Source organism: Geodermatophilus siccatus, from assembly GCF_900103785.1.
In the GTDB taxonomy this organism is placed as follows: Bacteria; Actinomycetota; Actinomycetes; order Mycobacteriales; family Geodermatophilaceae; genus Geodermatophilus; species Geodermatophilus siccatus.
On the sequence record NZ_FNHE01000017.1, the window covers coordinates 1 to 20360 of the forward strand.

The 20360-nt window shown below is 74.7% G+C and carries 20 protein-coding genes and 1 pseudogene; 6 read left to right on the forward strand and 15 right to left on the reverse strand.

Annotation, left to right across the window (positions count from 1 at the left end; translation table 11 throughout):
• A pseudogene (locus BLS21_RS22655) lies at nt 1–485 on the reverse strand (DUF222 domain-containing protein); the annotation flags it as partial.
• Nucleotides 486–754: 269 nt separating this feature from the next.
• On the opposite strand from BLS21_RS22655, the gene BLS21_RS22660 reads away from it, so the two are divergent.
• The 3 genes from BLS21_RS22660 to BLS21_RS22670 all read left to right on the forward strand — a co-directional run bounded on the left by BLS21_RS22660 (nt 755) and on the right by BLS21_RS22670 (nt 3922).
• The gene (locus tag BLS21_RS22660; RefSeq protein ID WP_217636248.1) at nt 755–2167 is read left to right on the forward strand and encodes an amidase; all 1413 of its coding nucleotides are present in this window, start codon (nt 755–757) and stop codon (nt 2165–2167) included.
• Entirely contained in the window at nt 2167–2769 is a 603-nt protein-coding gene (locus tag BLS21_RS22665; RefSeq protein ID WP_139177257.1) for a TetR/AcrR family transcriptional regulator, read from the forward strand. The genes BLS21_RS22660 and BLS21_RS22665 overlap by 1 nt, the downstream gene beginning before the upstream one ends.
• A 115-nt stretch (nt 2770–2884) precedes the next feature.
• Entirely contained in the window at nt 2885–3922 is a 1038-nt protein-coding gene (locus BLS21_RS22670) for an ion channel (protein ID WP_091223805.1), read from the forward strand.
• A gap of 3 nt (nt 3923–3925) precedes the next feature.
• Here BLS21_RS22670 and BLS21_RS22675 read toward each other — a convergent pair whose 3' ends face one another.
• From BLS21_RS22675 to BLS21_RS22680, 3 genes are read right to left on the reverse strand one after another with little or no spacing between them, the layout of a single operon-like run.
• Nucleotides 3926–4432, reverse strand: a complete 507-nt coding sequence (locus BLS21_RS22675) for a mycothiol transferase (RefSeq protein ID WP_091223907.1) — start codon at nt 4430–4432, stop codon at nt 3926–3928.
• 29 nt (nt 4433–4461) lie between these two features.
• On the reverse strand, nt 4462–4584 hold the full coding sequence (locus BLS21_RS26310; protein ID WP_281241968.1) for a hypothetical protein: 123 nt from the start codon (nt 4582–4584) through the stop codon (nt 4462–4464).
• Nucleotides 4585–4618: 34 nt separating this feature from the next.
• Nucleotides 4619–5869, reverse strand: a complete 1251-nt coding sequence (locus tag BLS21_RS22680) for a serine/threonine-protein kinase (protein WP_091223807.1) — start codon at nt 5867–5869, stop codon at nt 4619–4621.
• Nucleotides 5870–6022: 153 nt separating this feature from the next.
• Here BLS21_RS22680 and BLS21_RS22685 point away from each other — a divergent pair, with 153 nt between their 5' ends.
• On the forward strand, nt 6023–6601 hold the full coding sequence (locus BLS21_RS22685) for a universal stress protein (protein ID WP_091223908.1): 579 nt from the start codon (nt 6023–6025) through the stop codon (nt 6599–6601).
• Between the two features lie 64 nt (nt 6602–6665).
• Here the strand turns inward: BLS21_RS22685 and BLS21_RS22690 are convergent, their stop codons facing one another.
• Complete coding sequence (locus BLS21_RS22690; protein ID WP_175479708.1) at nt 6666–7166, reverse strand: DUF2505 domain-containing protein; 501 nt, start codon at nt 7164–7166, stop codon at nt 6666–6668.
• 157 nt (nt 7167–7323) lie between these two features.
• Between BLS21_RS22690 and BLS21_RS24800 the strand changes: the two genes are divergently transcribed.
• On the forward strand, nt 7324–7611 hold the full coding sequence (locus BLS21_RS24800; protein WP_245700697.1) for a VOC family protein: 288 nt from the start codon (nt 7324–7326) through the stop codon (nt 7609–7611).
• A gap of 158 nt (nt 7612–7769) precedes the next feature.
• Here the strand turns inward: BLS21_RS24800 and BLS21_RS25405 are convergent, their stop codons facing one another.
• The 6 genes from BLS21_RS25405 to BLS21_RS22720 all read right to left on the reverse strand — a co-directional run bounded on the left by BLS21_RS25405 (nt 7770) and on the right by BLS21_RS22720 (nt 13537).
• Complete coding sequence (locus BLS21_RS25405) at nt 7770–8195, reverse strand: DUF6069 family protein (protein WP_091223810.1); 426 nt, start codon at nt 8193–8195, stop codon at nt 7770–7772.
• A gap of 217 nt (nt 8196–8412) precedes the next feature.
• Nucleotides 8413–8616, reverse strand: coding sequence for an HAD-IA family hydrolase (locus tag BLS21_RS22700; protein WP_091223812.1), 204 nt, complete (start codon nt 8614–8616; stop codon nt 8413–8415).
• Nucleotides 8613–9422 carry a phosphotransferase family protein gene (locus BLS21_RS22705; protein ID WP_175479709.1) on the reverse strand — a complete coding sequence of 270 codons (810 nt, stop codon included), beginning with the start codon at nt 9420–9422 and terminating at the stop codon, nt 8613–8615. The genes BLS21_RS22700 and BLS21_RS22705 overlap by 4 nt, the downstream gene beginning before the upstream one ends.
• Nucleotides 9419–10879 (reverse strand): amino acid permease, encoded by a 1461-nt coding sequence (locus tag BLS21_RS22710; RefSeq protein ID WP_091223816.1) that lies wholly within the window; start codon nt 10877–10879, stop codon nt 9419–9421. The genes BLS21_RS22705 and BLS21_RS22710 overlap by 4 nt, the downstream gene beginning before the upstream one ends.
• Nucleotides 10880–10908: 29 nt before the next feature.
• A complete protein-coding gene (locus BLS21_RS22715; RefSeq protein ID WP_091223818.1) occupies nt 10909–12561 on the reverse strand; it encodes an AMP-binding protein in 1653 nt (550 codons plus the stop codon).
• A 10-nt stretch (nt 12562–12571) separates the two neighbouring features.
• Entirely contained in the window at nt 12572–13537 is a 966-nt protein-coding gene (locus tag BLS21_RS22720) for a cyclase family protein (RefSeq protein ID WP_091223819.1), read from the reverse strand.
• 146 nt (nt 13538–13683) lie between these two features.
• Here BLS21_RS22720 and BLS21_RS22725 point away from each other — a divergent pair, with 146 nt between their 5' ends.
• A complete protein-coding gene (locus tag BLS21_RS22725; protein WP_091223821.1) occupies nt 13684–14973 on the forward strand; it encodes a hydroxyacid-oxoacid transhydrogenase in 1290 nt (429 codons plus the stop codon).
• Here the strand turns inward: BLS21_RS22725 and BLS21_RS22730 are convergent, their stop codons facing one another.
• The 4 genes from BLS21_RS22730 to helR all read right to left on the reverse strand — a co-directional run bounded on the left by BLS21_RS22730 (nt 14974) and on the right by helR (nt 20272).
• A complete protein-coding gene (locus BLS21_RS22730) occupies nt 14974–15390 on the reverse strand; it encodes a PaaI family thioesterase (protein WP_091223823.1) in 417 nt (138 codons plus the stop codon).
• Nucleotides 15391–15504: 114 nt separating this feature from the next.
• Nucleotides 15505–15681, reverse strand: a complete 177-nt coding sequence (locus tag BLS21_RS25410; protein WP_175479710.1) for a hypothetical protein — start codon at nt 15679–15681, stop codon at nt 15505–15507.
• A 99-nt stretch (nt 15682–15780) separates the two neighbouring features.
• Nucleotides 15781–18117: a M28 family peptidase gene (locus BLS21_RS22735; protein ID WP_091223825.1), complete on the reverse strand. Its 2337-nt coding sequence runs from the start codon at nt 18115–18117 to the stop codon at nt 15781–15783.
• A 7-nt stretch (nt 18118–18124) separates the two neighbouring features.
• Nucleotides 18125–20272 carry an RNA polymerase recycling motor ATPase HelR gene (gene helR, locus BLS21_RS22740; RefSeq protein WP_091223827.1) on the reverse strand — a complete coding sequence of 716 codons (2148 nt, stop codon included), beginning with the start codon at nt 20270–20272 and terminating at the stop codon, nt 18125–18127.
• Nucleotides 20273–20360 lie beyond the last annotated feature (88 nt).

The window sequence follows — 20360 nt, forward strand, 5'->3', positions numbered from 1 at the left end:
GCATCGAGCCGGTCCAGGTAGTGGGCCACCGCCTTGGCCACGTCGGCGTGTGGCCGCTCGCGGGCCACCCCGGTGAGCAGTCGGTCGACCACGGCCAGGTCGACGTCCTGCCCAGCGGCCAGCGCGAGCGCCTCGGGCTCGGCCACCCGGGCGATCACCGCCGCCTGCTCACCGGTCACCTGCCCGGCGGCGCACGCGGCGGCCAGGCCCGGCAGGTGCGCCAGCGCCCGGCCGGCGCGCACCACCCCCGCGGCCTCCCCAAACGACAGGTGACCGTGCCCGCGCAGCCAGGAGGCCATGGACCTCAGCCCGTCGACCTCCGCGGCACCGGACACCTCGGCCTCCCGCACCGTGCGGGCGACCTCGGCGGCGAGCCGGTTCTGCGCGGCCAGCAGCGGGCCCAGCCGGTCCAGCAGCGCCGGGCCGAACAGCGGTGCCAGGTCCTCGGCGGCCAAGGCGTCGAGGGAGGCGAGCAGCTCGTCCACGACACCTCCCACCGGATCGATCAGATGTTCGAATTCTAGCCGATCGAGGATGTCGCCGCAGCCTGAATCCCCAGCTCAGCGGCTCGTCCACAGAATCGCGACGCGCCTTGACATGTGAGGTCTACGCCCAGCCGCGACGGCTCGGCGAGGTCGTGGGGAGAAGCCCGAGCCCGCCTGCGAGCCGTTGGCGCCATCCGGCCAGGGGCGCCCATCAGGGGCGGCGGTGCCACCTCTGGACAAAAGCGAGCGCTGCATTCACGATTCCCCGCATGCTGATCGCCGAGCGTGACTACCGCGGCTGGGACGCCGTGGAGATGGCCCGGCTCGTCCGCGCCGGGGAGCTCACCGCCGCCGACCTGGCCGAGACGGCGATGGACCTCCTCGACCGCGTGCCTGCGCTGAACGCCGTGGCCGACGTCGCTGAGCGGCTCGACCTCCCCGGGAGGGCCACCGGTCCGCTGGCCGGGGTCCCCTTCGCGGTCAAGGAACTCCTGGGCTGGCCGGGCCTGCCGTGGACCATGGGCTCGCGGCTCCTGGTCGGTCACCGCGCTCCCGGCTTCTCGCCGTACGCCGCCGCGATCCGGGATGCCGGGCTGCAGGTCCTGTGTTCCACCACCAGTTCGGAGTTCGGGCTGCTCGGGAGCACCGAGACCGCGTTGCACGGCACGACGCTCAACCCGTGGGGAGAGGGGTTGTCGGCCGGCGGGTCGTCGGGAGGATCGGCGGCGCTCGTCGCGGCGGGGGTCGTCCCGATGGCCCATGGCAACGACGCCGGCGGGTCGCTGCGGGTCCCGGCGTCCCTCACCGGTCTGTTCGGCTTCAAGCCGTCGAACCGCCGGTGCGCACCCACCGGCCCCGAGGTCCCCGGCCTGGGCGCACTGGTCGTGGACCACTGCATCAGCAGGTCCGTGCGGGACAGCGCCCACCTGCTGGCCGCCACGGAGCGCACCGGCCCGGACGCCATCCACCCGCCGGTCGGGCTGGTCGACCGCCCGGGCCACGACCGGCTCCGCATCGCGGTGCTCGTGCCGACGCTCATGGGTGAGGAGCCGGAGCCCGCCGTCCGACGGGAGCTGGACCGGGCGGCCGCGCTGTGCGAGGCCCTCGGGCACGACGTCGTCCCTGCGGAGTGGCCGGGCGTCGACGGGGAGGCGCTCAGCCGGGCGTTCTTCGTGGCCGCGGCGCGGACGATGTCCGAGGTGGCGCGGTCGGTCGTCCCGCTGCTCGGCCGACCACCGGGCCCCGACGAGCTCGAGCCGTTCACCCTGGAGCTCATGGCGTGGGCCGGGACGCTGGGACCGGAGGTGGACGCGGAGTGCGACCGGGCCCTCGTGCAGGCGAACCGCGCGTACCTGGGCCTGTTCGAGCGCTGCGACGTCATCCTCAGCCCCACCCTCGCGCGGCTGCCCTGGCCGCTCGGTCACCTCGCGCCGGCAGCGGGCCGTGGGGTCCTGGTACGGCGCACAGAGGAGGCGGTCGGGTACACGCCGATCCACAACACGGCGGGGTGTCCAGCGATGTCGGTGCCGCTGGGCCGGTTCGACGGCGTACCGGTCGGCATCCACTTCGCGGCGGCCCCGGGCGCGGACCGGCTGCTGCTGCAGCTCGCCCTCGCCCTCGAGGAGGCCGCTCCGTGGGCGGACCTCCGGCCGGACCTCGGCTGGCTGGAGCGGGCGGCCTGATGGCGCAGGTGCTCAAGCCGGCCGTGCGGGCGGGGATCGAGGCGGCGGCCCTGCGCTGCTTCGCCGACGCGGGGTACGGCGGCACGTCCGTGGCCCGGATCGCCACCGCGGCCGGGACGGCGCCGGCCAACGTGTACCGGTACTTCCCCTCCAAGGCGGCCCTGTTGGACGCGGTCGTCCCCGCGGACCTCCCCGTCCGGCACGACCGGCTGCTCGACGTGCGGATCGAGGCACTGGCGAGGGGAGCCGAGGGTGGCGCCGCCGCGGCCGCCGAGCTGCTCGAGTTCTGGCTCGACCACCGCCTGGCCGTCGTCGTGCTGCTCGACCGGGCCGAGGGCACCCCGTTCGCGGACTACCCGGCCGCCTTCGTGCAGCGGCTCGTCGCCCACGTCGAGCGGTCCCTCGGCGTCCCGCTGAGCGCGGTGCACCGGGAGCTGCTCGACCTCGTGTTCGACAACACCCGCCGTGCCCTCGCGCGGATCCTGCGCAGCCCCGGGGACCGCGAGCACGCCCGCGCCCTCGTCACCGGTTTCTGGAGCTACCAGGTCCCGGGGCTCGACGGCCTCGTGGCCGCCATCCGCGCGGACGCCACCGGTTCCTGAGGCGGCCCAGCAGCAAGGCGACGTCACCTCACGACGGGTGAGCCCACGCGGCGATCGGCCGTCGACCGGTGATCACGTCCGCTACGTTGCCCCGGTCGTCGTCGGGAGGTCCCAGGTGCCGTTCCTGCTGGCGCGCCTGACGCGCCTGCTGCGCGTGAGGCTGCCCGGGTGGCGGCTGCCGCTGGCCGTCGCGGTCGTCGTCTTCCTGACCAGCTGGGCGGCCATGGCCGTGGTCGAGCCGGCCGGGACCGGCATCGCCTCGCCGGGCACCTACTGGTGGTACTTCGTCGTCACCGCGGCCACCGTGGGCTACGGCGACGTCTACCCGGCCTCGCCCGGCGGCCGCGTCGTCGGCGCGTACGTCATCGTCGGCGGCATCGTCACGCTCACCCTGCTCTTCACGCAGCTGTCCGCCGCGCTGCAGTCGGTGAGGGGCAAGAGACTGAGGGGGCTGGTCGAGCTGGACCTCGCCGACCACGTCGTCCTGCTCGGCTACACGCCGGGGCGGACGGCGCGCATCGTCACCGAGCTGTGCGCCGAGGGCCGCGCGCGCGTGGTGCTCTGCGCCTGGGACGACGACGTCCCCGAGGACCCGCTGCCCGAGCGGCTGGACGTGCAGTTCGTCCGCGGCGACCTGACCTCCGAGGAGGTCATGGCCCGCGCCTGCGTGGCCCGCGCCCGGACGGCGGTCGTCGACGTCCGCGACGACAACGAGGCCCTGGCCGTCGCGCTCGCCGTCACCCACGCCAACCCGCGGATCCACCTGGTCGCCGCCCTCCGCGACCTCGGCCGGCTGGACACGCTGCGCTACGTGCACCCCGACGTCCAGGCGGTGCAGTGGCACATGCCCTTCCTGCTGACCGAGGAGGCCACCGACCCCGGCATCGCGCAGGTCTACAGCGACCTGATGACCAGCGGGGGGCACGGCAACACGTACTCGACCCGCGTCCCGAGCGGCTTCGCGCACCGCACGTTCGGCGACTGCCAGACCTGGTTCGGCCGCACCTTCGGTGCCACGGTGCTGGCCCTGCGCACCGACGGCGGGCCACTGGTGGTCAGCCCTGGTTGGGGCACCCCGGTGCCCGAGGGCACGACGCTCTACTACGTCGCCGGTCGGCGCATCGACGACGACCGGCTGCGCGCCGGCAGTTGATCCTCAACGCCCCAGCAGGCCGCGCACGTAGGCGGCCTGGCCCAGGTGCTGCAGGTCGTCCGACAGCACGCTGACCAGCCGCACGCCGAGGGTGACCGGCGGGTCCCAGCGGGTGTCGACGACCCGGTCGAGGTCCTCGTCGGAGAGGCCGCGCAGGAACTCCGCGGACCGCGCGTGCACGGCACGGGAGTAGCCCAGCAGCAGGTCGGCCGAGGGCACCCGGACGGCGTCCACCTCGTCGTCACCCATCCCGTAGCCGATCGCCGCGTCGTCCACGGGGAGGCCGAAGCGGCCGGCCCAGCCCTCGGCGGTCCACACCTGCTCGGTGCCGGCGACGTCGGCGACGTGGTCGTCCTGCACTCGCAGCAGGTGCCAGGCCAGCCAGCCGATCGGGTTGGCGCCGGGCTGCACCCGGCGGTTCAGGTCGTCGGGCTCCAGCCCCTCGACGGTGCGGGTGAACGTCTCCTCGATCTGCTCGTAGGCGTAGGTGAGGACGTCGCGGCTGCGCATGGTCGGCCCGCTACCCGCGGGCCGGCCGGTCACTCGCCGTCCGGGCCCTCCTCGGGCTCGCTCTGCGCCTCCAGGTCGGCGGCCTGCTCGGGTGTCTCCATCTCCAGGGCGATGTCGCGCGGTTGCGGGGTGTCCGGGGACGGCGTCGTCATGGCTCGAGCCTGCCCGAGGTGGGGCCGGTTCGCGTCACCAGCCGTACAGGGTGCCGAACAGGACGACGACGCCGACCGCCACGGCGAGCAGCACGAGCGCGAGCAGGAGCAGAGGGACGACGACCCAGCGGCGGCGGAACCGGCGCCGCCGCGGTCGCTGCTCCCTCGGCCGGGTCGCGACGGGCGGCGGGGCAGGAGGTGGCGGCGTCTCGACGGGCGGGGCCGGTGGGGGAGCGGCCGTCTCCGACGTCCCCGTCCGGCGCTTGCGCTCCCGCCGACGCTCGGCGAGGTGCCGCGCCTGGTCGCGGGCGTCGCGGGCCACCGCCCCGAGCGCGGTCGCCGACGCGGCCGCCAGCGCCTTGAGGTCCGCGGCGTCGATCCGCTCCAGCCGGTCGCCGTCCGCCGCGGGCTCCGCCGGTGGCGGGGCCGGCCCGGGGGACCAGGGGTCGGTCCGGGGAGCCCCGTCGAGGACGGCCTGCAGCTCCCGGCGCGCCTGCTCGGCCGTCATCCGCCGCGCCGGGTCCTTCTCCAGCAGACCGAGGACCACCGGCGCGAGCGGGCCGGCGTGGGTCGGCGGCGGGGGGTCCTCGGCGACGACGGCCATGAGGGTGGCCATGGGCTCGCCGCGCGCGAAGGCCGGGCGCCCCTCCACCGCGGTCCAGAGCGTCGCGCCGAGCGACCACAGGTCCGCGGCCGGGCCGGGCCGCTCGCCGTGGGCACGCTCGGGCGCCATGTAGGACGGCGAGCCGATGATCGCGCCGGTGGTGGTCAGCGTCGGGTCGCCGGTGGCGGTCGCGATGCCGAAGTCGGTGAGGCAGGCCCGCCCGTCGGGGGCGACCAGCACGTTGGCCGGCTTGACGTCGCGGTGCACCACCCCGGCCTCGTGCGCGGCGGTCAGCCCGGCCAGCACGTCCAGCCCGATGCGGGCGACCGCCGGCCACGGCAGCGGACCCTGGCCGTCGATGACCTGCTGGAGGCTGCAGGACTCGACGTGCTCCATCACCAGCCACGGCCGCCCGTCCTCCTCGACCACGTCGTAGACCGCGGTGACCGACGGGTGGTCCAGCCGGGCGGCGGTGCGGGCCTCGCGCAGCGTGCGCTCGCGCAGCACCCGGCGCTCCTCGTCGGACAGGTGCAGGGCGAAGGTGACCTCCTTGACGGCGACCGGCCGATCCAGCCGCAGGTCGGTGGCCAACCAGACGACGCCCATGCCGCCGCGGCCCAGGACCTCCTGCAGTGCGTAACGCCCGGCCAGCAGGCGATCGGCGGACGGCTCCGCGGTCATGGGCGGACGGTACGCCGGGGCGGGCGTCGTTGCGCCCTCGATCGCGCGCGGGAACCGAGGGCCTTGTCGACTCCCGGGAGGCCGCGCATGCTCGGCGGTGCCGGTCGTCCGTGGGCACCGGGGCCCTCGGCCGGCCGGTCGGAGGAGGCCGACATGACCGAGCAGGCCGAGAGCGTCGACCAGCCGCAGGCGCGAGGGCCACGCGTCGTGGTGGGTGTGGACGGCTCGGCGGGAGCGCGGGCCGCGCTGCGGTTCGCCATCGAGGACGCCGTCCGCCGTGGCGTGCCCGTCGAGGCGGTCATCGCCCACCGCCCGCCCGAGGCCTGGATGGACTTCGACGCGATCGGTGAGTTCTCCTACGCCGAGGCGGAGGCCGAGGCGGTGCAGCGTGCCGAGAGGTTCCTCGCCGAGGTGCTGCGTGACATCCCGGAGCCACACCCGGAGATCCACGTGACGGCCGTCCTCGGCTCGGCGGCGGACGCCCTCATCCGGGAGTCGGCCGGCGCGGACCTGCTGGTGGTCGGCAGCCGGGGGCACGGCGGGTTCTCCAGCATGCTGCTCGGGTCGACGAGCATGCAGTGCACCCTGCACGCGTCGTGTCCGGTGACCGTCGTCCACTCGCCCGAGTCGCACCGGGAGCGGTTGCACCTGCGGCGCCACCACGACGGGGAGCGGGTGCAGGCCCGGCGGAGGCGCTTCCGTGGGGCCACGGCCGACTTCAGCGGCCCCTGACGAACGGCCTCCCTGCAGGGGCCCGCCGCGAGCTGGCGAGTGGTGGGGGCAGGGAGGTCCTCCTTCAGTCCGGGGAGCCCAGCCAGCGGCGCAGCACGTCGTCCTCACGGCGCAGCACGACCATCGCCAGCTCGCGGACGGCCGCCTCGGCCTGCCGTCCGACCACCGGCGCGTCGACCTCCGCCTCCCCGGTGACCGTCGACCGGGTGCCCTGGGCGGTCGGCCGCAGCCGCCGCTCGCCGCGCACCGCCGCGGTCCGGCCGAGGATGCGGGACTCGACCTGCAGGACGGCCCGGTGCCCCCCGTCGCCGTCGGTCGTCCAGTTGCGCCGGTCGGCGACGGTGACCTCGCGGCCGACGAACCGGGTGAACACCCCCGGGACGCCCAGCGTGGGGACGACGAGCCGCAGCACGGTGCGTGGGCTGCCGCCGTCCGGGGTGCTCTCCAGCGACTCGAGCCGCGCGCCGAGGGCCTGCGCGTAGTCGCGGAGGAAGGCCTCGTCGGTGAGGACGGCGAGGACGTCGTCCGGGGCGGCCGGGAACGTGGCGGTGTGGTCGATGGGCACGTGCAATCCTGCGACGGCCCGCGCGTCCGCGCCCGTCGAGGCGGAACGCCGGAGGAGGACGCCGACCCGGCCCCCATGCGCCTCCTCCCGGCGCCACGGTCCCGCCGTGCCGGCCAGGCCGTAGGCGTACCTGAGCCACCCCGACGCCGCAGCCGCCCTGCTCTGGCTCGAGGCGGTCGGATTCGCGACGGTCCGTCGCCAGGACGGCGACGACGGCGACGACGCCCCGTACACGAAGCCGGCGTTGGCCGGCCGGTCCACCGGGCAGGGCCTCCACCTGCTGGTGGACGACGTCGACGCGATCCACGCCCGCGCGCTCGCCGCCGGTGCCACCGAGGTCTTCGCGCCGGAGGACACCGGGTGGGGCACCCGTCGCGCCCGCGTGCTCGACCCGGGCGGCACGGAGTGGAGCTTCGGTACCTACGAGCCCGGGGCGAGCCGGTAGCCAGGACACCCCGCGGCGCTCGCACACCGGACGGGCTTCCCGCCGTCGGCGCCGCGGGTGGTCCTGGAGTGGTTGCTCGCGGCCAGGCGGCCGCGGACCCGGGCCGCGCGGGTGGCCACGATCGTCACCAGGTCGTCGGTCAGCCGTCCCCCGACCCCTCACCTCTGGTGGGTGGTGGGCAGGCGACGGGCGACGGCCGGGACGACGATCGCCGCGGCCACGAGGTGGGTGACCACCAGCAGCACCCGGGTGTCGGTCGTGGCGTCGGCGACCACGTCGGGGACCAGCGACAGCGCGGTGAGCACCACGGTGGTGCGCACGAAGGTGCTGCGCGGCCGGCGGGCGCGACGGGCCAGCACGGCGGCCAGCACGACGCCGACCAGGGAGAACACGACGGTCAGCACGGCGAAGCCGGACACCGGGATGGGCGCCCCGCTGACGTCGAGGCTGATCCCGGCGGCGGAGCCCGCGGCGGCGACGGTGGTGGTCGCGAGGGCGGCGACCGCCGTGGCGGCCAGGCCGGCGCCGGCGATCGAGCCGGTGCCGCGGCGGGTGGTGGCGGTGGTGGTCAGCGTGCCGGTCATGACGTCCTCCGAGGGCGACGGCCGGCTCGGTACCGGCCTCTCACCAGGACGTCGAACGGCCGCGGCCCGGATCGACACGGTCGCCGAGGATTCCTCCCGAGGCGTCCCCGCCGCCGGTCCGCCAGCCGGAGCAGGCCCCCCGTCGCGCCGCGCGGGAGGCGCGGCGTGGCGGCGGGCACGGGCACGCCGCCGTCCTGGAGCCCGTCGTCGGCGCCGGTCAGCCGGAGCCGTGCTGCAGGAGGGCGGCCGGCTCGCCGGGGCCGCGGTACAGGTGGGCGCGGAGCCCCACCCGCGCCGCGGCGTCGACGTCGACCTGCTGGTCGTCGACGAAGACGCACCGGTGCGGCGGCAGGCCGAGGGCCGAGCAGACGGCGGCGGACACCTCCGGGTCGGGCCTGGCCACCGCGGCTCGCAGGCTCATGCGGGGAAGAGCCACGCGAGGCTGCGGCGGGCGGCCGCGGCGTACTCCGCACGGCCCGTGCGCAGGCCGTACCCGAGGTCCTCAAGGGCGGCGCAGCGCGCGAAGAACTCGATCCGCGGGCCGGCGCCGGGCAGGCCGCCGTACGCCTGCAGGGCCTCGGCGAGGAAGGCGGGCCCGAAGTCGCGGTGGAGGCGGGCGAAGTCCAGGGCCGGGTCGGTGACCGCGCAGTCCGACCAGTCGATCACGCCGGTGAGGCCCGTCCCGTCGGCGAGGAGGTGTTCGGCGCCGAGGTCCGCGTGGGCCACCACGCGCAGTGCGGACGGCCGCGGCACGCTCGACCGGACCACGCGCAGCAGCTCGGCGGGCCCGTCGAGGTCCGCCAGCCACTCGGCGGGGTCGGCGTCGTCCTCGTCGACGAACCCGCGCACCGTGTCCGGGTCGGTGGCGTGCAGGTCGCGCAGGAACCGGCCGAGCACGGCGGCGGTGCCCGGCGCCGGCGTCCGGCCGAGCAGCGACCGTCCCGGCAGCAGCCGGTGGCCGAGGACCCCGGCGTCCGCGTCGGCGAACACGGGGACGGGGACGGCCAGCGGCAGCCGCGGCGCGAGGACTCCCAGCAGGCCCGCCTCGCGCTGCACGTCGTGACCGTCGGCCACCCGGAGGACCAGCTCCCCCGCGGCGAAGGCCGTGTTGTCCAGCCCGCGGCCCAGCTCGCGCAGCGGCAGGTCGGCGAGCTCGGGAGCGTGCGTCCGGAGCGCCCGGGCGGCGCGGGCCGCAGCCGGCCCGGCGTCCCCTCCGCCGGCGGTCACTCGCGGGGCGGGGCGGCCACCGCGCGCCGGTGCAGCGGGCTGTCCGGGTTCAGCAGCGAGTGCCGGCGGCCGTAGGTGAAGTAGAGGACCAGCCCGATGAGGAGCCAGACGCCGAAGCGCAGCCAGGTCTCCCAGTGCAGCTGGGCGATGAGGAACAGCGACGCCAGGACGCCGAACGCGGGGACGACGGGCATCAGCGGCAGGCGGAACGAGCGCGGCGCGTCGGGCCGGGTGTAGCGGAACAGGATGACGGCGACGCACACGACGACGAACGCCGACAGGATGCCGATGTTCGTCAGGTCCGCGACGGCGCGGATCGGGAAGACGCCGGCGAGCACGGCCGACCCGATGCCGGCGATCCAGGTGACGCGCTGCGGGGTGCCGTGGCGGTCGGTGCGGGCGAACCACGGGGGCAGCAGCCCGTCGCGGCTCATGGAGAACCACACCCGGGTGACGCCGAGCAGGAAGGTGAGCATCACGGTCAGGATGGACAGCACCGCGAACACCGAGATGATGCTGGCGATCACCGGCAGGCCGGCGTTGGTGAACGCAGAGGCGAAGCCCGCGGTCGGGTCGATCTCCCGGTAGTCCTGCATCCCGGTGAGCACCAGCGTGGCGAGGACGTAGAGCACCATCGCGATGACCAGCGACAGGACGATCGCCTTGGGCATGTGCCGCCTGCCGTCCTGGGCCTCCTCGGCGGCGGTGCTCATGGCGTCGTAGCCGAAGACGGCGAAGAAGACGGTGGCCGCACCGGTGAGCACCGGGCCGAAGCCGGCGGGCATGAACGGGTCGTAGTTCGCGGTGTCGATGTAGAAGACGCCGAGCCCGATGATGAACAGGATCAGCAGGATCTTGATCCCCACCGCGATCAGCTCGAACCGGCCGAACGTCCTGGTCCCGGCGCTGAGGATGGCGGTGACGAGCAGGCAGATCACGACGGCGGGGACGTTGACGACCCCGCCCTCCTCGGCGGACGCGGTGACCGCCGCCGGCAGGGCGACCCCGAAGCCGTCGAGGAACGCCTCCAGGTAACCGGAGATGCCGATCGCCACGACCGCGACGATCGCGATGTACTCCAGGAGCAGGTCCCAGCCGATGAACCAGCCGATGACCTCGCCGAGGGCCACGTAGCCGTAGGTGTAGGCGGAACCGGCCCGCGGGATCATGCCGGCGAACTCGGCGTAGGACAGCGCCGCGGCCGCCGAGGCCAGACCCGCGACGAGGAACGCGATGAGCACCGCCGGCCCGACGCCGGGGTTGTCGGCGTCGCCGTGCGCCACCAGCCCGGCGAGGGAGAAGATCCCGACGCCGATGATGCCGCCGACACCGATGGCGGTCAGCTGCCAGAGCCCGAGGCTCTTGGTCAGCGCGCCGGCGCCGCTCTCCGCCTCCAGTTCCTCCATCCGGTCGACCGGCATGCGCCGCCAGATGGAGTGCCTCGCCTGCGTGCTCACGCGTTCCCCTCGCGGGTCGGATCGGCCGGTCAGGACCCTCCGCGCAACTCCCGGCGGAGGATCTTGCCGGTGACGGTCTTGGGCAGTTCGTCGACGAGGACCACGCTGCGCGGGTACTTGTAGGCCGCCATGCGCTCCTTGCAGTGCGCGATGAGCTCCTCGGGCGTCGCGCTGGCGCCGGGCACGAGGCTGACGAAGGCCCGCACCGTCTCCCCGCGCTTCTCGTCGGGGACGCCGACGACTGCGGACTCGCGGACCGCCGGGTGCTCGGCGAGGACGTCCTCGACCTCGCGCGGCCACACCTTGTAGCCCGACGCGTTGATCATGTCCTTCTTGCGGTCGACGATGAACACCCAGCCCTCGGGGGTCATGAAGCCGACGTCACCGCTCTTCAGCGCGCCGCCGGGCAGGTTGGCGGCGGTCTCCTCCGGCTTGCCCCAGTAGCCGGCCACCACCTGCGGCCCCTCGGCGACGATCTCGCCGACCTCGCCGAGCGGGAGGTCCTTGCCGTCGTCGTCCTGGATGCGCACGACCGTGCTCGGCGCCGGGACGCCGACCGACAGCGCGCCCGACTCGGGATCGACGGGGGACGGCGAGCCGAACGGCGTGACCGTCATCGGCGAGGTCGTCTCGGTCAGGCCGTAGGCGTTGTGCACCTGCTTGCCGGTGGCCTCGAGGAACCGTCGTTCGGCGGCCGGCGAGATCGGCGCGCCGCCGGAGTAGATCGACGTGAACGACGAGAAGTGGTCCCGGCTGACCCCGGGCGCGTTGAGCAGGGCGCTGAACGCGGTGATCGCGCCGATGGTGAACGCCGGCCGGTGCTCGAGGAAGGCGTCGAGGACGACCTGCGGCTCGAACCGGTAGGCCAGCACCAGCGGCGCCGGCACCAGCATGCTGACCGCGATGTGCCCGATCAACCCGGTGATGTGGAACAGCGGGGCGATGCCGAAGATCGCGCCGTCCCGCCCGGCGTGCACCCAGTCGCGGTAGACCTGCGCGGTGAAGACGACGTTGCGGTGGGTGTTCATGGCGCCCTTGGGCACCCCCGTCGTCCCCGAGGTGTAGGTCAGGAACGCGACGTCGTCCGGGCCCAGCTGCACCGGGGGCGGAGTCTGCCCGCGGTGCTCGGCCAGGAACTCGCCGAGGTCCGTCGTCCCCTCGTGGCGCTGCCGGCTCACCCCGGCGAACAACCGCTCGTCGTCGCGGGTCTGGAACTCCAGCTCGCTGGTCGTGAGCACCAGCCGGACGTCGGTGCCGGGCACGACGTCGCGGGCGACCTGGTCGTACAGCGACTCCAGGGACACCAGCACCGTGGCTCCGGAGTCCTGGAGCAGGTAGGAGAGCTCACGGGCCCGGCTCATCGGGTTGATCGAGACCATGATCCCGCCGGCCTTCCAGGCCGCCACCATCGCGATGACGAACTGGGGCACGTTCTGCAGGTAGACGGCCAGCCGGTCACCGGGGGCGAAGCCGTTGGCGAGCAGGCCGCTGGCCAGGGCGTCGCTGAGCTCGTCGAGCTCCCGGCGGCTGACGACGCCGTCGAAGTACCGCAGCGCGTCGCCCGAGGGGTCCCGGGCCAGCCCCGCGCGGAACATGCTCAGGGCGTCGCCGAACTCGATCTCGTAGTCGGCCGGCTGATCGCCGTAGCGCGCCAGCCAGGGTCGTTCGTCGTAGTCGCTCACGGTGGCAGCCCTACTTGATGACGACGGGGTTGACGGGGGAGCCGCTGCCCTTGGCGACCTTGAGCGGGGCGGCGACGTAGAGGAAGGCGTACTGGCCGTCCCCGGCGCAGTCGGCGGCCAGCTGCTCGAGGTCGGCGATCTCGGTGAGCGTGACGCCGAGGTTGCGCATCAGCGCGTTGTGCAGGACCAGGGCGACGCCCGTGTTGGGGTCGGTGGTCACCTCGTTGGCGATGGTGTCGGTGACCAGGTTGGGGATCTCCATGTCCTGGAACCACCGCACGAGCTCGGGGCTGTACACCAGGCCGGGCTCGTTGAAGCCCTCGTAGAAGGCCTCGCCCTGCTCGAAGAACAGCTGCAGGAAGTTGGTCCGGATGATCAGGATGTCCCGCTTCTGGATCTCCACGCCCTGGGCCTGCGCGCAGGCCACCAGGTCCTCGTGCGTGAAGGTCTCGCCCTTGTCGAGGGTCTCCTTGCCGCGGAAGCGGGCCATGTCGAGCAGGACCGCCCGGCCGACGACGCCGCGCTGGGCGATCGGCTCGACGCTGGCCTTGTCCAGACCGCCGATGGTGGTGCGGGCGTCGTAGCCGTTCCAGATCTTCCCGCCGTACCAGACGTGGCCCAGCCCGTCGTACTGCGTCGAGCCCTGGAGGAAGGCGTTGATCTTGTCGTCGGCGTAGTGCAGGCCGCCGGGGTACTGCGGCGCGTCGGGCGAGTCCCAGGTCGACTCGTCGAGGATCTGGGTCCGCTCGGCGGGCGTGCGCCCGGGCCACACCGGGTCGCCCTTCGGGTCGCCGATCAGCCGCTGCAGGGTGAAGACCTTGCCGGAGCGGACCAGCCGGGCGGCGGCGAGCACCTGCTCCGGGCCGAGGTAGTTCAGCGATCCGACCTCGTCGTCCGGGCCCCACTTGCCCCAGTTCGTCGGCGCGTCGGCGAGCAGGTCGTCGAGGGCGGGGACGGTGGGGGGCGCGTCGGTCACGGGTACCTCCTGGGCTGGGAGCGGGCCGCCGGGTGGCGGACGGATCGGTGTCGTGGACTATCCCGTCGGTGTGGTGCGGACCACAACCACGTGCAACATTCGGCGCAACGCCACCCAGCCGCACCCCGACCGCAGAGAGGGACGTCATGAGCACCGTCGCGCCCGCCCACCCCGAGTCCGTCTTCACCTACGGGGCGCCGCAGCTGAAGTTCGGGAGCGGGGCCTCCGACGAGATCGGCCACGACCTGAGCAGGTACGGCGTCCGGCGGGTGCTGGTGGTCACCGACGCGGGTCTCGCGGCCACCGGCATCCCGCAGCGCGTGGCCGACCAGATGGCGCAGTTCGGCATCGAGGCGCACGTGTACGACGGCGTCCACGTCGAGCCGACCGACGTCAGCCTGGTCGCCGCGATCGAGGAGGCCCGCTCGACCGGGCCCTGGGACGCCTTCGTCGCCGTCGGCGGGGGCTCCTGCATCGACACGGCCAAGGCGATCGACCTGCTGACCACCAACCCCGGCGAGCTGATGGACTACGTCAACGTGCCGGTCGGGAAGGGTCAGGCGCCGTCGAAGCCCCTCAAGCCGCTGATCGCCGTCCCGACGACCACCGGCACCGGCTCGGAGAGCACCACCATCTGCGTGATGGACGTGATCGCGGCGCGGGTGAAGACCGGGATCAGCCACGCGATGCTGCGCCCGACCCTGGCCGTGATCGACCCGGACCTCACGCTCACCCAGCCGCCCGGGGTGACCGCGGCGTCGGGCATGGACATCCTGTGCCACGCCCTGGAGAGCTACACCGCGCGCTGGTACACGACCTACGAGCACAAGACGCCCGAGCAGCGGGTGCCCTACTGCGGCTCGAACCCCATCTCGGACATGTGGTCGGAGAAGGCGCTCACCCTGCTGGCCGGCTCCTTCCGGCGGGCGGTGCGGCACGGGGACGACGTGCAGGCACGCACCGACATGTCGATGGCGGCGACCTTCGCGGGCATGGGCTTCGGCAACGCGGGGGTGCACATCCCGCACGCCAACGCCTACCCGATCGCCGGGCAGGTGAAGGACTTCCACCCCAAGGACTACCCGGCGGACGAGCCGATGGTCCCGCACGGGATGTCGGTCGCGCTGACCGCGCCGGAGGCCTTCCGCTTCACCTTCGAGGCCTCGCCGGAGCGGCACGTGCGGGCGGCCCAGCTGCTGGCGCCCAACGCGGGGATCCCGACCGAGGCGGTCGACTTCCTGCCCATGGTCCTGACCGACCTCATGCGCGACATCGACATCCCCAACGGCGTGGGCGCGGTCGGCTTCGGCGAGGGCGACATCCCGGACCTGGTCGAGGGCACGATGAAGCAGCAGCGGCTGCTGGCGACCTGCCCCCGCGAGGTCACCGAGGACGACATCGCCGGCATCTTCCGCCGGTCCATGTCGCTGTGGTGATCAGCCGAGGCGGACGACGCTCTTGGTGACCTGGGCGGTGGCGACCAGCTCGCCGTCCACCACGGCCTCGGCGCGCATGAACGCGACCGCGCGGCCGCGGCGCAGCACGGTGGCGGTGACGTCCACCCGCTTGTCGGCGGCCACCGGACGCAGCAGCGACACGGTCTGGTCGTGGGTCACCGCGTGCTCGGCGTCGGACAGCCGGGGGAGCAGCGCGAGGTAGCTCGCCGTGTCGAGCAGCGTCGTCACCACGCCGCCGTGCAGCACCGCCGCCTGGTTCTGCGCCGAGCGGCCGACCGGGAACCACAGGCCGGCGGCGGGGTCGGCCGGGTCGCGCAGCTGCATGCCCAGGAAGCGGTTGAGCGGGATGTCGAGGACGGCCTGCACGCGGGCGGCGGTCTCGGTCTCGGACGGCATGCGGGCCACCTCTCGTCGGGGGACCCGCCGAGCCTCGCACGCGCCGGTCGTCAGCCGCCTGGCCCCACCCGGTGTCTGCGCCGGGGCGCGGGGGCGGCTGACCGACGAGGTCGATCACCCCGCGGGCGGGGGGACCGGCTCCTCGAGCCAGTTCCAGCTGTGGTGGCTGAACAGGGTCTTGTTGCCCTGGGCGTCGTACACGACGAGGTGACCGGTGGCGGTGAAGCTGAAGCGGGCGTCGTCACCGAAGCGCATCACTTCACCATCGGCTCGGTAGAGGTCGAAGGCCATCCCCGGAGCCTGGCACGAGTGGAGCCTGCCCGTGCCGATCCACCGTGGGTGCGTCGACGGGCGGCCGGCACGACGACGTCGTCGGGCTGCGGGTCGTCCTCAGAGCCGGGCCGTCCGCGTCACCCACAGCTCCGGGGTGACGAGCACGCGCCCGTGCGGCGGCGTGGACCCGGGTACGACGCCGAGATCGGTGCTGCGGTCGCCGAGCCGGAGGGTGAGCGTGTCGGCGCGCTGGTCGAGCACCAGGCGCACCTCCACGCCGTCCGCCGGCACCGCCGCCAGGACGAACCCGAGGTCCCAGGGCCCACGGGGCCCGTGCACCGCGAGGTCGCGCCCGGCGACGCGGGCCTGGCGCACGGAGGCGCCGGCGGCGTCCACCCACAGGCCCACCGCGGGCGCGCCGCGGGCCGAGCGCAGGCGGAGGACGAGCTCGCGCTCCGTGCCTCGCCGCGTGTCGGACAGGACGGCGACCTCGGGGGGCGGCAGGTCCACGGCCGGTGCCGGCCCGTGCGCGAGCACCCGCCCGTCGGTGTGGGGGAGGACGTCGTCGAGCGCGGCGGTCGGCTCGGTCAGCAGCGCGGCGCTCCAGGCACTGGGTGGTGGGCGCAGGGAGGCCCACGTCGCCCGTCCGGTGTCGGCGTCGAGGCCGTAGAGCAGCCGCTCCTGCCGTGGTGGCGTCGCGCCCTCGCGGTTGACGACCAGTCCGGCTCCGGTGAGCGCCGCCGCGAGGACCAGCGCTGCCACCGGCGTCCCCGCCGTCCGCCAGCCCCCTCGTCCGGCCCCCCGCCGGTCGGCCCCTGGCAGCCGGGCGGAGCGCACCACCGGCAGCACCAGGAGGACGAGCAGCCCGGCGAGCACCGCGCTGAACGGCCCGCCCAGCCCCAGGCCGACGTCGAAGCCGAGCCAGGCGCCGGGACCCAGCAGCACGGCGACGCCGGCGGACGCGAAGAACACGGCCGCGGCGCGCAGACCGGCCCACCGCCGTGGCACGAGGTCGTGCACGACGGCCCCGGCCGCCGCGCACAGGGTGGGCAGGACCAGCACCCCGGAGACGCCCGGGACGGTGAGTACGACCAGGACCCCGGTGACCGCGAGGACGGCCAGGGCGCCGACGGTTGTGGCGTCGGGCCCCGTCCAGCGGCGCAGCAGCCCCACCACCGCCAGCACCGCACCGGCCGCGGCCAACAGCACCGCCGCCTGGTAGAGCACCGGGCGGTACGGCTCCCCGACCACCGCGGAGGCCTGCCCGGGGTCGATGGCGAGCGCTGCCTGCCACACACCCCACCCGGCCAGGCCGGCGACGGCGAGCGCCGCGACCGCCCCGAGAGCGCCGAGTGCGGTGCGGGGCAGCGTCAGCGCGCGCTGCCCCCGGCGGATGACCAGCACCACGACGGCGAGGACGAGAGCGCCGAGGGCGAGCGGGACCTCGAGCCCCTGCGGGTAGCGCAGCAGCCCCCACGGCAGGGTGGTCACGACCTGCTCGGTGCCGCGGGGGACCGCCGCCAGGTCGGCGGCGGTGAGGTGCCGGGTCACCGCGAGGCTGACCTCGCCCATCTGCTGCACGGAGGCGGGGCTCAGGTGCTCGAGGTCGTCGACGGGGGAGTGGTAGTGCGCTCCGCCGGCCGAGATGGCCGTGTCGAGCCCGTGCAGCCCGGCCGCGGCGAAGGGGGTGAGGTCGCTGTCGTTGGGCAGGGCCTCGAAGGCCGCTTCCGCGGCGGACTCCGCCATGGCCCCGGGGGAGCCGGCGAGGGCGTCGAGCAGGGCGCTGTTGGGCGACGTCGTCCGGAAGGTCGCCGGCGTGCCCCAGGCCCCGCGCGCCTCGTGGTTGAGGACCACGGTGGTCCCGAGGGAGGCAGCCCGTTCGCGGGTGAAGGCCTCGGCGCCCAGCAGCCCCGCCTCCTCGGCGTCGGTGAACAGGACCACGACGTCGTTGCGGGGTGGTGGGACCCTCTCGGCGGTCAGGGCCCGGGCGATCTCGAGCAGCACTCCCATCCCCAGGCCGTCGTCGCCGGCTCCCGGTGAGGCGGCGACCGTGTCGTAGTGGGCGGCGAGCAGCACGGTCCCGGTGGGGTCGGAACCCGGCAGGGACGCCACGACGTTGCGCACGAGCGCCACCGGTTGCGTGCCGGGCCGGCCGAGGTCGGTGGCCCCGACGGCCTGGTGCACCTCGGTGCGCCACCCCCGGGCGTCGAGGACGGCCAGCAGGCGGTCGCGCACCCGGGCGTGCTCGACCGACCCGACCGGACGCGGGGCGACGGCGACCTGCCCGAGCTCGTCCATCGCCCGGGCGGCACTGAACTCCTCTGCCGGAGCCCCGGAGCCCCGTGGCGCGGCGGGAGCGAGGACCAGCACCGACACGACGGCGACGGTCAGGACCCCGACGAGCGCGAGGACGCCGGCCGGCCGGGGTGCCCGGAGTCCCGGAGGAGTCGTCATGCCGGCGTCAGGGGCTCGTGAGGACGACGAGTCGCTGGGTGGCCCGGGTCATCGCGACGTAGCGGTCGACCGCTCCCTCGATGCCCTCGCCGAAGGCCTGGGGGTCGACGAGGACGACGAGGTCGAACTCGAGCCCCTTCGCCAGCTCCGGGCTCAGCGACCGGACGCGCGGCCTCTCCGCGACCGTGGGGTCGCCGATGACGCAGGCGGTCCCCTCGGGGTGCGCGGCGAGCCAGGTGTCCAGCACCGCGCCCAGCCCGGAGGTGGACCCGTGGACGACGGGGACGCCGGTGCTGCGGATGGACGTCGGCACGTTGGCGTCCGGGAGCACGGCCCGGATGACCGGCTCGGCCTCCGCCATGACCTCCGCCGGCGTCCGGTAGTTGACGGTCAGGGAGGCCAGGGTGACGTCGTCGAGCCCGATCCGTGCGAGCCGCTCCCGCCACGACTCCGGGAACCCGTGCCGCGCCTGCGCGCGGTCGCCGACGATGGTGAGGCTCCGCGACGGGCAGCGGCGCAGCAGCACCTGCCACTCCGCGTCGGTCAGCTCCTGGGCCTCGTCCACGACGACGTGCGCGAACGGGCCGGCGAGCGCGTCCCGGTCGGCGGTGGGCAGGGCGGCGTCGTCGACCAGGGCGTCCTGCAGGTCCTGGTGGCGCAGGCTCGTCATCAGCAGCAGCTCGGAGTCGTCGGCCGCGATCAGCTCGTCGATGACGCCGGCCATGCGCTCGCGTTCGGCGGCGACCACGGCGTCCTGCCGGCGCTTCCGCCGCGACGCCCCCGGGTCGCCGAGCCGCTGCCGGGCCGCGTCCAGCAGCGGCAGGTCCGACACCGTCCAGGCCCGGGGATCCCCACGCTGCAGGGCCCGGACCTCGTGAGGGCTGAGCCAGGGCGCGCACCTCCGCAGGTAGGCCGGCACGGACCACAGGTCCCCGACGAGGTCGGTCGCCTCCAGCAGCGGCCAGGCGCGCTCGAACGCCGTGCGCAGCTCCCGGTCCCGCGCCAGCGCGCTGCGGACGACGTCGTCGTCCACCTCGCCGTCGTGCGCGTCCACCACGATCGACAGCAGCGCCTCCCACACCTGCTCGCGCGCCTCGTTGTGCGGCGTCCCGGGTTCGCGGGCGTCGAACGCCTCGGCCCAGTCGTCGGGACCGAGCTCCACGTCGGACCAGGGGGTCTCGACCGTGATCCCCTCGCGGGGCGGCTCCTCGTGGAACCGGACGGCCGCCTCGATCGCCGTCCCCATCTCCGCGGACGACTTCAGGCGGGCCACCTCCGGGTCGGCCTCCACGCCGGCGGCGGCTCCTTCCGGGACGAGGTCGCGCAGCGTGCAGGTGAGCACGCCCTCCTCGCCGAGGCTGGGGAGGACGTCCGCGACGTAGGAGAGGTAGGGCTGGTGCGGACCGACGAACAGCACGCCGCCCCGGTGGTGCCCGAGGCGCGGGTCGGAGTACAGGAGGTAGGCGGTGCGGTGCAGCGCCACGACGGTCTTCCCCGTGCCCGGACCGCCGTCGACGACGAGGGCGCCGCGGGACCCCGCGCGGATGATGGCGTCCTGGTCGGCCTGGATGGTGCCGAGCACGTCCCGCATCCGGGGTGACCGGCTGCTGCCCAGGCTGGCGATGAAGGCGGATTGGTCGTCGAGCGCGGCGGCGTGCCCGTCGAACCCGTCGGCGGTGAACACCTCGTCCCAGTAGTCGGTGATCCGGCCGCGGGTCCAGCGGTACCTGCGGCGGCTGACCAGACCCATCGGGTCGGCGTGGGTCGCTCCGAAGAACGGCTCGGCCGCGGGGGAGCGCCAGTCCACCAGCAGCCGACGGCCCGTGCTGTCCGTGAGACCGAGCCGTCCGACGTACACGGGCTCGGGGTCGTCCGTGCGAACGACGTGCCCCAGGCACAGGTCCAGGCCGAAGCGGCGCAGGGCGCGCAGGCGGGCGGTCAGCCGGTGGACCTCCAGGTCCCGGTCCAGCGCCGCCTGGCCGGTGCCGCCGGGCGCCCTGCGCTCGGCGTCGAGGCGGTCGGACAGGTCGGCGATCGACCGCTGGAGGCTCTCCGCGACGGCCGTGAAGTGCTGCTCGTCACCGGCGATCAGCGTGGGGTCGGCCTTGGGGGACCGGTCGGGGAGGGCGAACACGCTGGTGGTCAGAGAGGTCACGTCAGCTCCGATCGGATTCCCCCGCGACTCGTGGGTCGACGACGGCACAGGCACCTCGCGACTCCCGTTCCCGCAGGTCCGGGCCTCG

What these genes read in the sequence shown, in the direction of transcription:
- BLS21_RS22660 (WP_217636248.1), top strand. Translation starts at nt 755, where the DNA reads ATGCTGATCGCCGAGCGTGACTACCGCGGCTGGGACGCCGTGGAGATG.
- BLS21_RS22680 (WP_091223807.1), bottom strand. Translation starts at nt 5,869, where the DNA reads ATGACCGCGGAGCCGTCCGCCGATCGCCTGCTGGCCGGGCGTTACGCA.
- BLS21_RS26310 (WP_281241968.1), bottom strand. Translation starts at nt 4,584, where the DNA reads ATGACGACGCCGTCCCCGGACACCCCGCAACCGCGCGACATCGCCCTG.
- BLS21_RS22700 (WP_091223812.1), bottom strand. Translation starts at nt 8,616, where the DNA reads ATGAGCCTGCGAGCCGCGGTGGCCAGGCCCGACCCGGAGGTGTCCGCC.
- BLS21_RS22685 (WP_091223908.1), top strand. Translation starts at nt 6,023, where the DNA reads ATGACCGAGCAGGCCGAGAGCGTCGACCAGCCGCAGGCGCGAGGGCCA.
- BLS21_RS25405 (WP_091223810.1), bottom strand. Translation starts at nt 8,195, where the DNA reads ATGACCGGCACGCTGACCACCACCGCCACCACCCGCCGCGGCACCGGC.
- BLS21_RS22725 (WP_091223821.1), top strand. Translation starts at nt 13,684, where the DNA reads ATGAGCACCGTCGCGCCCGCCCACCCCGAGTCCGTCTTCACCTACGGG.
- BLS21_RS22675 (WP_091223907.1), bottom strand. Translation starts at nt 4,432, where the DNA reads ATGCGCAGCCGCGACGTCCTCACCTACGCCTACGAGCAGATCGAGGAG.
- BLS21_RS22665 (WP_139177257.1), top strand. Translation starts at nt 2,167, where the DNA reads ATGGCGCAGGTGCTCAAGCCGGCCGTGCGGGCGGGGATCGAGGCGGCG.
- BLS21_RS25410 (WP_175479710.1), bottom strand. Translation starts at nt 15,681, where the DNA reads ATGGCCTTCGACCTCTACCGAGCCGATGGTGAAGTGATGCGCTTCGGT.
- BLS21_RS22735 (WP_091223825.1), bottom strand. Translation starts at nt 18,117, where the DNA reads ATGACGACTCCTCCGGGACTCCGGGCACCCCGGCCGGCCGGCGTCCTC.
- BLS21_RS22730 (WP_091223823.1), bottom strand. Translation starts at nt 15,390, where the DNA reads ATGCCGTCCGAGACCGAGACCGCCGCCCGCGTGCAGGCCGTCCTCGAC.